Source organism: Providencia hangzhouensis, assembly GCF_029193595.2.
Classification (GTDB): domain Bacteria; phylum Pseudomonadota; class Gammaproteobacteria; order Enterobacterales; family Enterobacteriaceae; genus Providencia; species Providencia hangzhouensis.
Genome location: NZ_CP135052.1, coordinates 2,150,171 through 2,164,190, shown reverse-complemented (window position 1 = coordinate 2,164,190; position 14,020 = coordinate 2,150,171). Strand labels below are relative to the sequence as shown.

8 protein-coding genes are annotated in these 14,020 nt (G+C 40.8%); 1 reads left to right on the top strand and 7 read right to left on the bottom strand.

Features of this window, described 5'->3' with window-relative positions; translation table 11 throughout:
- Nucleotides 1–208: 208 nt before the first annotated feature.
- Complete coding sequence (guaA, locus tag PZ638_RS09615; protein WP_144140682.1) at nucleotides 209–1,786, bottom strand: glutamine-hydrolyzing GMP synthase; 1,578 nt, start codon at nucleotides 1,784–1,786, stop codon at nucleotides 209–211.
- Between the two features lie 85 nt (nucleotides 1,787–1,871).
- The gene (guaB, locus tag PZ638_RS09610) at nucleotides 1,872–3,338 is read right to left on the bottom strand and encodes an IMP dehydrogenase (RefSeq protein WP_004253607.1); all 1,467 of its coding nucleotides are present in this window, start codon (nucleotides 3,336–3,338) and stop codon (nucleotides 1,872–1,874) included.
- 171 nt (nucleotides 3,339–3,509) lie between these two features.
- On the opposite strand from guaB, the gene xseA reads away from it, so the two are divergent.
- A complete protein-coding gene (gene xseA, locus PZ638_RS09605; protein WP_144140684.1) occupies nucleotides 3,510–4,877 on the top strand; it encodes an exodeoxyribonuclease VII large subunit in 1,368 nt (455 codons plus the stop codon).
- A 62-nt stretch (nucleotides 4,878–4,939) separates the two neighbouring features.
- On the opposite strand, the gene PZ638_RS09600 is transcribed toward xseA, so the two are convergent.
- The 5 genes from PZ638_RS09600 to maeB form a co-directional block, all read right to left on the bottom strand.
- Nucleotides 4,940–7,198: a TonB-dependent receptor domain-containing protein gene (locus PZ638_RS09600; RefSeq protein WP_144140686.1), complete on the bottom strand. Its 2,259-nt coding sequence runs from the start codon at nucleotides 7,196–7,198 to the stop codon at nucleotides 4,940–4,942.
- A 140-nt stretch (nucleotides 7,199–7,338) separates the two neighbouring features.
- A complete protein-coding gene (locus PZ638_RS09595; protein WP_144396006.1) occupies nucleotides 7,339–9,471 on the bottom strand; it encodes a S9 family peptidase in 2,133 nt (710 codons plus the stop codon).
- 12 nt (nucleotides 9,472–9,483) lie between these two features.
- A complete protein-coding gene (locus PZ638_RS09590) occupies nucleotides 9,484–10,287 on the bottom strand; it encodes an energy transducer TonB (protein ID WP_144140690.1) in 804 nt (267 codons plus the stop codon).
- Nucleotides 10,288–10,432: 145 nt separating this feature from the next.
- Complete coding sequence (locus tag PZ638_RS09585; RefSeq protein WP_226616954.1) at nucleotides 10,433–11,299, bottom strand: ChaN family lipoprotein; 867 nt, start codon at nucleotides 11,297–11,299, stop codon at nucleotides 10,433–10,435.
- Between the two features lie 118 nt (nucleotides 11,300–11,417).
- Nucleotides 11,418–13,697, bottom strand: a complete 2,280-nt coding sequence (maeB, locus tag PZ638_RS09580) for an NADP-dependent oxaloacetate-decarboxylating malate dehydrogenase (RefSeq protein WP_004253593.1) — start codon at nucleotides 13,695–13,697, stop codon at nucleotides 11,418–11,420.
- Nucleotides 13,698–14,020 lie beyond the last annotated feature (323 nt).

Genomic DNA, 14,020 nt, shown 5'->3' with positions numbered 1-14,020 from the left:
CTTTGCGTGATACCGTCATTTTTATGTTTTTAGCGACGGTATTAAGTTATCAATTTAGTCATTATTATTTCTGATACCGTCATATATACCGTCAAAATTATCAGCAATTGTCAACTGCTAAAAACTGTTAAAAACAAAAAGGCACCAGTAACTAACTGATGCCTTTGAATTTATCGATAACTAAAAACTGTTATCAACAATAACTATATTATTCCCACTCAATAGTCGCAGGTGGTTTGCCGCTGATATCATAAACAACACGGGAAATACCATCGACTTCATTAATGATGCGGTTTGAAACGCGGCCTAAGAAGTCATAAGGTAAATGCGCCCAATGAGCGGTCATAAAGTCGATGGTTTCAACTGCACGTAGTGAAACAACCCAGTCGTATTTACGGCCATCACCCATAACACCGACAGAGCGGACAGGTAAAAATACGGTAAATGCTTGGCTAACTTTATGATATAAATCTGCTTTGTGCAGTTCTTCAATAAAGATAGCATCTGCACGACGTAATAAGTCACAGTACTCTTTCTTCACTTCACCTAACACGCGAACCCCTAAACCTGGGCCTGGGAATGGGTGGCGATACAGCATATCGTACGGGAGGCCTAATTCGAGACCAATTTTACGGACTTCATCTTTAAACAATTCTTTTAATGGCTCAACTAAACCAAGTTTCATGTCATCCGGCAGACCACCTACGTTATGGTGAGACTTGATAACGTGTGCTTTACCGGTTGCTGATGCTGCTGATTCGATAACGTCTGGGTAAATTGTTCCTTGAGCCAACCATTTGATATTAGGCAGCTTAGATGACTCTTCATCAAATACTTCGATAAATACGTGGCCAATTTTCTTACGTTTAGCTTCTGGATCGCTGATCCCAGCTAATGCATTTAAGAAGCGATCTTCAGCTTTTGCATGGATGATGTTCAGGTCAAATTTACCTGCGAACATTTCCATTACTTGGTCTGCTTCGTTTAAACGCAATAAACCGTTATCAACGAACACACAGGTTAAACGTTTACCAATTGCACGGTTTAATAGCAATGCCGTAACCGATGAATCAACACCACCCGATAATGCGAGCAGTACGTGGTCATCACCAATTTGCTCTTTTAAACGCGCTACTGTGTCTTCGATAATTGCAGCTGGTGTCCACAGGGCTTCACATTGGCAAATATCTTTCACAAAACGCGTTAAAATATTTAGGCCTTGGTGAGTGTGAGTCACTTCTGGGTGGAATTGAACACCGTAGAATTTCTTCTCTTCATTTGCCATGATGGCATATGGGCAGCTTGGCGTGCTGGCGATAGTTTTAAACTCTGCAGGGATAGCTGTAACTTTATCACCATGGCTCATCCAGACATCAAGTACTGGCTTGCCAGCTTCGTTCAGAGAGTCATGAATATCACGGAATAATTCACATTGCTCAGTGATTTCGACATTGGCATAACCGAACTCACGTTCACCAGAGACTTCAACTGCACCACCCAACTGCATTGACATGGTTTGCATGCCATAACAAATACCTAATACAGGAACACCTGCATTAAATACGTAATCAGGAGCACGTGGGCTATCTGACTCAGTCGTACTTTCTGGCCCGCCAGAAAGAATAATACCGTTTGGATTAAATCCTCGAATTTGTTCTTCTGTAACGTCCCACGCCCAGAGTTCACAGTAAACGCCAATTTCACGAATACGACGGGCGATCAGCTGTGTATATTGCGAGCCGAAATCAAGAATAAGAATGCGATGTTTATGGATATTTGTTGTCATTTGAGGAGAATTCCAAAAATTCAAGTCAAAAATAAGAATCGGTGACGCAATCAAATGAATGCGCCACCCTGAGAAACTTTATCGATTATTGCCCCAAACGGTAGTTTGGCGATTCTTTCGTGATAGTAACATCATGAACGTGGCTTTCTTGGATACCGGCTCCACTGATGCGAACAAATTCTGCTTTTGTTCTTAATGCATCAATAGTACCACAGCCCGTCAGGCCCATACAGGAGCGTAAGCCACCCATTTGTTGATGAATGATTTCTTTTAGGCGACCTTTGTATGCTACGCGGCCTTCAATGCCTTCTGGCACTAATTTGTCTGCTGCATTATCAGATTGGAAGTAACGATCTGACGAACCTTTAGACATCGCACCCAGTGAACCCATGCCACGGTATGCTTTGTAAGTACGGCCTTGGAATAAAATAGTTTCTCCCGGAGACTCTTCAGTTCCTGCGAACATTGAGCCGACCATCACACAGGCTGCGCCTGCCGCGATAGCTTTAGAGATATCACCTGAGAAGCGAATACCCCCATCCGCGATAACAGGAATACCCGTACCTTCAAGGGCTTCTGCCGCTTCTGCAATAGCTGTAATTTGTGGTACACCCACACCAGTTACGATACGAGTTGTACAAATTGAACCAGGGCCAATACCGACTTTAACGGCGCTAACACCTGCATCAGCCAGCGCTTTCGCCCCTTCCGCGGTTGCTACGTTACCGCCAATGATTTGTAAGTCAGGGTATTTTTGGCGGGTTTCACGAATACGTTGTAATACGCCTTCTGAATGACCATGTGATGAATCAATTAATAAAACGTCAACGCCAGCAGCCACCAGTGCGTCAACACGCTCTTCATTTCCTGCACCAGCACCAACAGCAGCACCAACACGCAAACGGCCTTGCTCGTCTTTACACGCGTTTGGCTTACGTTCTGCTTTTTGGAAGTCTTTAACAGTGATCATCCCTAACAAATGAAAGTTATCATCGATCACTAAGGCTTTTTCTACACGTTTTTCATGCATTTTTTGTAAAACAATTTCACGTGCTTCGCCTTCTTTCACGGTGACTAAACGTTCTTTTGGCGTCATCACAGCAGTAACAGGCTGGTCCAAATCCGTCACGAAACGAACATCGCGGCCCGTAATAATACCAACTAATGAGTTGTCGTTTGCAACTACTGGGTAACCTGCAAAACCATTGCGCTCAGCCATTTCTTGCACTTCACGAATGGTAGTATCAGGCGTTACTGTCACAGGGTCAGTGACGACACCACTTTCATGCTTTTTCACGCGGCGAACTTCTTCCGCTTGGCGCTCAATAGTCATGTTTTTATGGATGAAACCAATGCCACCTTCTTGTGCTAATGCAATAGCAAGGTCAGATTCAGTGACAGTATCCATGGCTGCAGAAAGCATAGGAATGTTCAGGCGGATGTTTGCAGTCAGTTGAGTTGATAAATCTGCGGTATTCGGTAATACGGTTGAGTGTGCAGGAACGAGTAAAACGTCGTCGAAAGTAAGTGCTTCTTTTTTAATGCGTAACATAGGCAATATCCCACCAGGCAGCGTTATGGAAAGGTATAAAATATTGCCGCGGCATTATACACACCGAAAACGGTTGCTTCCAGCGTTTTTTTGAAAAAAAACTTGATAACTCCTATAACTGCGTTAGTATCTATCGATTAAGTCATTGTTTTAAAATTTGATCTGGCTCACATGTCGACTTCACAAAATAACGCAATTTACTCGGTTAGCAAGCTTAACCAGACTGTTCGAGAACTTCTTGATAACCAAATGGGCCGTATTTGGTTAACCGCTGAAATTTCCAATTTTTCACAACCAAGTTCAGGTCATTGGTACTTAACCTTAAAAGATGACCGAGCACAGGTACGTGCGGCAATGTTCCGTGGGCAGAATGCACGTGTCACTTTCCGCCCACAAAATGGCCAGCAAGTTTTGGTTAGAGCGACAGTGACTTTATATGAACCTCGAGGTGACTACCAATTAATCCTTGAAAGTATGCAGCCAGCCGGTGAGGGCTTACTGCAACAGCGTTTTGAACTATTAAAACAAACGCTAAGCGCACAAGGCTTATTTGATATTATTCATAAAAAACCGCTACCTAGCCCTGCTAAATCTGTCGGTATCATTACATCAGCAACCGGTGCAGCCCTACATGATATTTTAAATATTTTACGCCGCCGGGATCCTTCTCTGCCTATCATTATCTATCCAACGGCCGTTCAAGGCGAAATGGCACCAGCACAAATTGCTCGAATGATTGAGCTAGCAAATTTGCGTCAAGAATGTGATGTGTTAATTGTCGGTCGCGGTGGGGGCTCCCTTGAAGATTTGTGGGCATTTAATGAAGAAATCGTTGCTAGAGCTATTTTTGCTAGTCAACTGCCTATAATTAGTGCTGTTGGTCATGAAACCGATGTGACGATTGCGGACTATGTAGCGGACGTAAGAGCACCAACCCCATCTGCGGCAGCCGAGCTTGTTAGCCGTAACCAGCTAGAAATGCTGCGGCAGTTAAAATCTGCACAGCAACACCTTGAAATGGCAATGGATTATTACGTGGCAGGCCAACAACAAAGATTTGCTCGTTTGCATCACCGTTTACAACAACAGCACCCGCAATTACGTTTGGCACGGCAATATAATCAACTTAATTTATTGCAACAAAAGCTAGCACAGTCGATGACTCGGCAACTACAAAATTCGACGGCTAAATTCGAAAGAGTTAATCGCCGTTTGCTACAAAATGATTTACGCCCTCAGTTGCAAAAACAACAACGTCAGTTGCAACAAACACAATATCATTTGCAAAATATGATCACGAGTTTGGTCAATAGCTATCGTCAACGTTTTGCTGTCGCGTGTTCGAAAATGGAAGCTGTCAGCCCATTGGCAACACTTGCTCGCGGCTTTAGTATTAGTGAGACAGCAGAAGGCACCGTGTTGAAAAAAACCAGCCAAGTAAAATTAGGGCAACCACTGAAAACACGCCTTAATGATGGCTGGGTTGAAAGCCAAATTACCCACATTGAGAAAGTTAAAACCAAAAGAGTATCGAAGTGATTATTTTAACCACTTATCTCGATTAAAATAACGGGATAAGTGGTTGTAAATTTATATACTGGTTAGAAACGTACCTGCCCACCAATCATATAAGTACGCCCTCTACCCGTTTCATTATTCCGTCCTCTCTCTTGCATAATTGCACCCGAATTTGCTCGGTTTAGTGCGTCGGTATAGTTTTTATTCGTCACATTGTTAACTGTCATCATCAACTTAACGTTTTTATTAATTTCATAATCTGCATATACATCAACAATAGTTGGTTGTTTCTCATATTTCTCCGTCATAGCATCACCATTTTGGTCGCTATCTGGAACTGGGCTAATCCGTTTGGAGGGGCCAGTCCATGTGATCGTTGAACCGAGTGTCAGTTTTTCATCAAAGAAGCGTACGCCTGAGTCTAATGTTAGGTAATAGTCAGGTAATTGAGTGAAATCCCCTGCACTAAATAAGGAGGTGCTATTAATAGAAACCGGCTGTTTTCCTGACTCTTTGGTATATGAAACCATTGAATAAAATACACCTGCATCGTAGTTGGCTTGCAATTCATACCCTCGTAAATTTACATCTCGATGGTCATTCACATACATTTCTGCTCGCTGAAACATTGGTGGATTCTCTTTATCCCATACATCATCATTCACTAAACACCAATCAAATTCATCCTGTGGATTGGAACGACAAAGTACAAAAGCTTTACTCGTGATATAATCTTTAACTTGGGTATGAAACCACAATGCTTTCAGATTGAATTGGTCACCATCTACCACTAAATCAGGTTTTAAGCTATTAAACCCAACCTGCCAAGTTTTTGATTTTTCACCCTTAAGAAATGGATTCATCGTCTGGCCACCATTTGAGGAGAAAAAAGCTTCTTGTGAATTCGGTGCACGCATGGAATGTGCGTAACTAACAAAGGGCTGGAATTCAGGAATGATTTGAGCGGATAACAATATACCTGGGTTAATCCCACTATCTTTAATGTTCAGATTACTGGCTTCTTGGGGGAAACATTTTTCGGTTTCATCACACGCAGGCTTATAACCTTTCACGCTATAATTGAGGTAATTAAGGTCAAATATCGCTGTATAGATATCGTATTTCGCTTCAAACTGAGTATATACGCTGGCAATATCTTGTGTTCCACTTGGTGAAAATGGATTGTTTATCTGGGTATTTGGGTCTTCAACCGATTGTGCTTCCTTACTGTATTTGGTTTTCATTAATTTCGAACCTACTTGCCATTTATAATCCACATCTCCATAAGAAAAATGGCTAGTATTGGATAAATTTATACTATCAGATTTATTTTTAGATATGGCATTTTTAAAGGCTCCACCAATAGGATCACCTTGAAATTTTTGTTCATTATTGCCATGGCTTGCCAGTATTTCTACGTCAATTAATTCATTTAATGGAGTGTATTTATATTTTAGATAATAGTCCTCACTATTAATCTTTCTGCTGGTAAGTTTATTTTGCAAAAAACGCCCACTGAATTCCAATTCATGGCGATCATTAGGTTTATATTTCAACTTTGCCAATTGAGATTGTGGCTTTTGTTTGAATGAGGGATCTGTGGCAAATTCATCACTATTAAAACCATCGCCGTTTTTATAGCTGCCGGGGATATTATGCCCACTAACTGCAATTAAACCACCAAAGTAACCATCATCCTGTAATTGTGTTTTACCCGCAACAGCAACCATCCCGTTATAACCGAGACCATTATCCCCCCAGTTAGCTTTACTACGCAGTCCGTATAAATTGTCGTTAAAAATGACGTCATCAATTCCGATAGTGCGGAAATTCGCACTTCCGGCTAAAGCATTAATGCTATTACTGCCATTCAACTGCCCTTTCTCCACTTCCACTGAGACAATAAAGTTTGGATCAATTAATGAGCCAAAATCATTACTCGGCTGCATACCGTGGGTATATTTGCTCGGTGAGATACCATAATAACTTTGCGTAATACCATCAACCATCATATTCACGCGACCAAAACCACTCAGTCCACGAATATTGACGTTAACCGTACCTTGGCTGGCATCCATTTGAGTATAGGTACCGGGCATGGTGCGAATAATTTTATCCATCGACTGCAATTTATTTTCTGTACCAACCGCACTATAAGCACCTGGTTTTTCTAATGCTTTGACTAGTGGGGTTTGTTTCTGCGCACCTGAAACTTTTAATTGGCTAAAATTAACCACACCTTCTTTCTGCTTATTTTGCTGCTGTGTATTTTCAGCCAAAGCGATCCCTTGGTAGCTAGTGGCAATAATACCAGCTACCATAATTATTGTTTTATTATTCATTAAACCATTCCTGTAAACGTACTGAGTGTCATACGCTCACACCGCTAGCACAGGCCAAATAGTGCCTGTGAAAAGGCTCAGCAACAATGTGATTAATCTTGTTGCTGGCCTGAAATCACCTAAATTTTATAGGTTAATTATTATTTTAAATATGGAAAATATTTGTCTTTATTTTCAAGCATAAGAATAAAGCTATATTCTTGGGCAATATCATCGAGTGCATTAAAACGCCCTGATTTACCGCCATGGCCCGCATTCATATTCGTTTCTAATAATAATAATGAATTACCTTGTTTAATATCTCGCAATTTAGCCACCCATTTTGCAGGTTCCCAGTATTGAACTTGGGAATCATGTAACCCTGTCGTCACTAAAATATGTGGGTAATGTTGTGCTTTGATATTGTCATAAGGGCTATACGCTTTAATTCGCCAGTAATCCTCTTCATTTTCAGGGTTACCCCACTCGTCGTATTCCCCAGTAGTTAGAGGAATTGATGGGTCTAACATTGTGGTTACCACATCTACAAATGGAACAGCGGAAACAACACCCTCGTATAAGTCAGGCGCCATATTCACCACCGCTCCCATTAATAAGCCACCCGCACTGCCCCCCATGGCATACACATGCCCTGCTTTACCATAACCTTCTGATAATAACCCTTTGGTTGCATCAATAAAGTCAGTAAATGTATTCATTTTGTGGATTGTTTTGCCTTGTATGTACCAATTTTTACCTAAGTCACCACCACCACGAATATGTGCAATCGCGTAAACAAAACCGCGATCCAATAAAGACAAACGAGATGAACTAAAAGAAGGGTCTATGCCATATCCATAAGCGCCATAACCATAGACTAACAATGGATTTTGACCATGTTTGAAAAGATCTTTACGGTAAACTAAGGAAACAGGGACTTTTATCCCATCTTGTGCAGTGACCCAAATACGCTCACTTTGGTAATTTTGCTTATTAAAATCTTTAACTTCTTCTTGTTTTAAAAGCTGTTTTTCTTGAGTCAGCATATTAATTTCATATACTGAAGACGGTGTGGTCATTGATGAGTAGCCGTAGCGTAATGTGTCCGTATCAGGCTCAGGGTTATTCCCAATCCACGCCATGTAAGTTGGGTCATCAAAGCTCACTTGGTTTTCTTTATGCGTTAACCAACTGATTTGGCGAATATTTACTAAGCCGTTTTGGCGCTCTTCTACCACTAACCAGTTATTAAATAACGCAAAACCTTCAAGATCAACCCCATCACGTGGTGTAATAAAGCTTACCCACGGCGCTGAAATATTGTCTGCAATATATAAACCAAACAATGGGTGCTGGTGATTAGAACGAATATAGAATTTACCATTGAAATGATCAGGATAGTACTCAACCCCAACTTGACGTGGTTTTAAGATTTTAGCGTCATTTTGTGGCTGATTTGCATCAATTAACCGATATTCAGAAGTTTCAGTACTCGTGATACCTATTAAAATAAAATCTTTTGACGTCGATTTCGCTAAACTAACGTAAAAAGTATCATCCTTTTCTTCATACACCAGTTTGTCTTGAGTTTGCTGTGTACCGTATTGGTGCCTAACCACTTGATAAGGAAGCAATGTTTGCTTGTCTTTATTCACATAGAATAGCGTTTGGTTATCATTAGCCCAAACAATATTCCCTGATGTATTGGTTAATACATTCTCTTGCCACTCGCTCTCATCAATTTTTCGAAATGACACTGCAAATTCATTACGCCCTTGGTGATCTTCGGCAATGGCAAGCGTGGTATTATCTGGCGAAATAGCTAACGCGCCCATACGATAATATTCTGTGCCTTCGGCACGTTCATTACCATCAACTAATACAACCCATTCACCCTGGCTATTTACCGGGCGTCTTTCATAGATAGAATAATTTTTTCCCGCAACCACTCGTGAGCGGTAAGTATAACCATTATAATTATAGGGAACTGACTCATCGTCCTGCTTCATACGCGAAAAGAGTTCATCGTAAATCTCTTTTTTTAACGACTCACCTTTCTCTAATTGTTGCTTTGTATAGTCATTTTCTTGCGTTAGATATTCGATAATTTCTGGAGACTCACGTTGGTCATCTCTTAACCAATAATAGTTATCAACACGGACATCTCCGTGAGTAGTCATTGTATGTGGTTGTTTTTTGGCTATTGGTGCTGACATTCTATCCTCCGCAGCACTGGTTGCTGCATATAAACCAAGTAATGTAATAAGACAAAACTCAGTAAGTTTATTACGCATAATTCATCCAATCTATTTTTCATTAAGAGTAAAATCAATAGGGATCCTGACTGTTACCCGCCCGTTGATTAAAATTTCAGTAGGTGGTTCAGGTAAAGGTGCCGCTCTTGATAAAACCTGCAAGGCTTCTCTATCCAACGATCGCGTTCCAGATGAACTCACCAGCTCGCTATCAAGTAAAAAACCTTGTGGGTCAACCGTAAATGTTACTGCTGATTGACCAACTCGCCCTCGCCTTACGGCATCTTCAGGGAAACGCTTGTATTTATTTAATTTACCCAATACTTGTGCTTCCCACAGCCTTTTCGCGTTCTCTATCGATTGTGACTGGCTATTAAATTCTGCGGCAATTTTCTGAGTCTGTAATGGCGCTGCTGCATCACTGGTGACAGGGGCATCATTGGCTTTTGAATCAGTCGCTTGTTTTTGTTCAACCACCTGCTTTTCACGCTTTTGTTTTTTTACTTCAGCTATTCGTTTTGTACTCACCGTCTTAGCCACTTGCACTTCTGCCTGCTCATTGATGGCTAATGGTGGGATAATTTTCTCTTCTGATGGAGCCTCATGTGCCTGACTTGCCACCGCTAACTCTTGTAATTGACCAATGTTAACTTCTGTCAATTGTTCGGCTTGCGACTCTATCGAAATTTCCATAACCACTGATGGTAGAGGCAATAGCTCTTCCCATTGTTGATTATAAGTTACCCATATATAGCCCCCAACCACAGCGACATGAAGAGCAATTGCCAATGCGAACCACCCACTCATCTTCGTCGTTCGCTTTAAATACTCATTTTCAAATGTTGTTATACTCATTTTTATCTTATGTACTTATGTATCTTCACATAAACGCAAATGATAATTAATAACAAATGAAAATGGAAATCATTTCTTAATGAAAATAAAGAATACTTCACAAAATTAACTTTTTTGAAATCATTAGGTTGCTATTATTTAGTCATCATTTAGGGGTATACCAAACAAAATCAGCATGTAAATGGTCTATTTCTTCCCCTCTCTCTGAAATAATTAACACTTTGACTGATTCGTCAGGTGCGAGGTCTTGCACATGTAAAGGTACCCCAATAGCTCTTGTTGCATGGTAGCCACCTGCAAATAAGAGCGCGGGTGTAGGTGCATTTAATAACGACTCTGCCATACGGCGGTCACGCAACTGCTGTATAAAGGTCATTTTTACCACTTGTTCCGCTGTAAGTTCCCCACCATGAGAGCTTTCAATCGTTTTACTGATGAGTTCTTGAACAATAGGCTGAGTCGAATACTGCCCCATTATTGATGATGGGTTAGCGTAGGCGGAAAGCACCTCTTCTTTATTTAGGTTTGCAGAAAGTAATGGATAAGGTGAGCTTAGTAAATGACGGATTAAAGCCCCATACTGTTCCCAAGGCCAACCACTGTTCCATTTTATGGCGGACTGTAACTTTTCGTCACGAATATAAGGATTACTCTGCATCTGTGCCTGTACTCGACTCACACCTTTTTGCTGTGACGGTGTCAGCATTTCGAGTAAAACCGCACCTTGAGGCCGTATTTTTGGCATTTCCTGTACAAGCCATTGCTCAATTTGGTGGTGATAGTGGTTATCATGCTTTTCTCCAACAATCACACGTGGAGATTGAGCAAGCTGCTCAACTAATTGCTGAGGTGTTAAAGACTTACCTGTTGCTAAGTCAATAATTTGGTCGCTTGCTGTTAGCTGGCTATCCAATTGTACGTTTGTTGGCTCAATTTTTTGTGTACAACCAATAAGAAAAAATAACCCAACCATTAAAGTGGCTATTCGAGAGGTCAATCTAATTGAAATCATTATGCTTTCCATCTTATGTAGTCAAGCTCACAAGATACAGATAATGAGAATCATTTTCAACAAAAAGGCTCCTATGAAACCATAGAAGCCTTTAACACAAATTAATTAATATTAACCCTTAAAGTGGATTTGTTTGTGCTTCAACCACTGCCAATGCCACCATATTCACGATACGACGTACCGAAGCAATTGGTGTTAATATATGCACAGGTTTCGCAACCCCCATTAACACTGGCCCGACAGTCACACCATCAGAGCTTGTGACACGCAGTAAATTATAACTAATACGTGCTGCTTCCATATTTGGCATAATTAATAAATTTGCTGAACCTTTTAATGGACTATCAGGCATCACATCTTTACGGATAGATTCAATTAATGCGGCATCCGCATGCATTTCACCATCAATTTCCAAATGTGGGTCACGTGCTTTGATCATCGTTAGCGTATCACGCATTTTTTGTGCAGATGCGCAATCTGAAGAACCAAAGCTAGAACGCGATAACAGAGCCACTTTTGGCTCAATACCAAAGCGTCTTACCGTATCCGCTGCCATTAACGTGATTTCAGTTAGCTCTTCCGGTGAAGGGTCTTCATTGACATAAGTGTCTGCGATAAACGTATTACCCGTTGGTAATAACAATGCATTCATTGCACCTGCTGCATGAACACCCTCGCGGAAACCAAATAAATCTTTAACAACTTCATAGTGTTCGCCATAACTGCCCACCGTTCCACAAATCATCCCGTCGGCTTCGCCACGCAACACCATGATCCCACCAATTAAGGTTGGGTTATTAATCACCGCACGGCGCGCCATTTCTTGGGAAATACCACGACGTTTCATGATTTGGTAGTATTCTTGCCAATATTCTTTATAACGCGGGTCGTTTTCGTTATTAACCACTTCAAAATCTTTACCTAACTCAATATGTAGGCCGAGTTTTTGAATACGCATTTCAATCACACTTGGGCGCCCAACTAAAATTGGGAAAGCTAAACCTAAAGACACTAGTTCTTGAGTCGCATGCAATACACGCTCTTCTTCCCCTTCTGCTAATACAATGCGTTTTTTCGCCGTCTTAGCTTGAGAGAAAATAGGTTTCATGAATAAATTTGTTTTATAAACAAATTGATTTAATTTTTCGATATAGGCATCAAAGTCTTCAATTGGACGCGTTGCTACCCCTGAATCCATAGCTGCTTTTGCCACTGCTGGCGCAATTTTCACAATCAAACGCGGGTCAAATGGTTTCGGAATAATATATTCAGGGCCAAAGAATAAATCTTGGTTGCCATACGCAGAAGCCACTTCTTCACTTTGCTCAGCCAATGCAAGATCTGCAATGGCATATACACAAGCCAGTTTCATTTCTTCATTAATCGTTGTTGCGCCAACATCTAGCGCACCACGGAAAATGAATGGGAAACATAATACGTTATTAACCTGATTTGGGTAATCAGAACGACCAGTACAGATGATGGCATCAGGGCGAACTTCTTTTGCCAAAGGTGGTAAAATTTCGGGTTCAGGATTAGCCAATGCTAAGATTAGAGGATCTTTTGCCATGGTTTTCACCATTTCTGGCGTTAAAAGACGTGGACCTGAACAGCCTAAGAAAATATCTGCATTAGGAATCGCATCAGCCAAAGTACGTTGGCCGTTATCTTCAATTGCATACGCGGCTTTGGTGACATCCATGCGTTCGTCACGGCCTTTGTAAATCACCCCTTTTGAATCACAAACGGTGATATGTTCGCGTTTCAACCCCAACGCGACTAATAAATTCATACAAGCGATTGATGCCGCCCCTGCGCCAGAAACCACCAGGCGCACATCACCAATATCTTTTTTAACAATACGTAAGCCATTGATAACAGCGGCAGTACAGATGATTGCGGTACCGTGTTGGTCATCATGGAATACAGGGATTTTCATCCGCTCACGAAGTTTTTGTTCAATATAAAAGCATTCTGGTGCTTTGATATCTTCTAAATTAATACCGCCAAAAGTCGGCTCAAGAGACGCAATGATATCAACTAACTTGTCTGGGTCTGTTTCATCAACTTCAATATCAAAGACATCAACACCAGAAAACTTTTTAAATAGTACACCTTTTCCTTCCATGACAGGCTTACCAGCTAAAGCACCGATATTACCTAACCCAAGGACAGCCGTACCATTAGACACGACCCCGACAAGGTTACCTTTAGCGGTGTAACGATAAGCTTTAAGTGGGTCATCTGCAATTTCAAGACATGGCACTGCAACACCTGGTGAGTATGCTAATGCGAGATCTCTCTGGGTTGTTAGTGGTTTAGTTGGGGTAACCGTAATTTTCCCAGGATGTGGAAACTCATGAAAATCAAGAGCACTTTGTTTTAATTTGTCATCCATCGTCAAGTCCTTTCAAAATAAGTAAGGTAAGAGCGATAACAGTATAAACACATCTCTCTAGCAAATCATGATCATACTGGCAATTTCCAGAAAAATCTTTCAGTTACAATAGAGTTAGGTCACCGTTAGAGTAAAACGTAATCACATTGATTATATTTTACTATATCGAAACACTTCTCTAATTTTTAAGATATTAACTAAAAATAATTTATTATTAGTTTTATGAGGTTAATATATATAAAAAATTAATCACATTATGAACCCTATCTTAAATACCTTCTCCGTTTAATATTGATTTAAATATTAGATATGAATTTTCTAAT

Bases quoted from the DNA above. Each gene is read 5' to 3' on its own strand.
- guaA (WP_144140682.1), bottom strand. From the start codon at position 1,786: ATGACAACAAATATCCATAAACATCGCATTCTTATTCTTGATTTCGGC.
- PZ638_RS09590 (WP_144140690.1), bottom strand. From the start codon at position 10,287: ATGAGTATAACAACATTTGAAAATGAGTATTTAAAGCGAACGACGAAG.
- PZ638_RS09600 (WP_144140686.1), bottom strand. From the start codon at position 7,198: ATGAATAATAAAACAATAATTATGGTAGCTGGTATTATTGCCACTAGC.
- PZ638_RS09585 (WP_226616954.1), bottom strand. From the start codon at position 11,299: ATGATTTCAATTAGATTGACCTCTCGAATAGCCACTTTAATGGTTGGG.
- PZ638_RS09595 (WP_144396006.1), bottom strand. From the start codon at position 9,471: ATGCGTAATAAACTTACTGAGTTTTGTCTTATTACATTACTTGGTTTA.
- maeB (WP_004253593.1), bottom strand. From the start codon at position 13,697: ATGGATGACAAATTAAAACAAAGTGCTCTTGATTTTCATGAGTTTCCA.
- guaB (WP_004253607.1), bottom strand. From the start codon at position 3,338: ATGTTACGCATTAAAAAAGAAGCACTTACTTTCGACGACGTTTTACTC.
- xseA (WP_144140684.1), top strand. From the start codon at position 3,510: ATGTCGACTTCACAAAATAACGCAATTTACTCGGTTAGCAAGCTTAAC.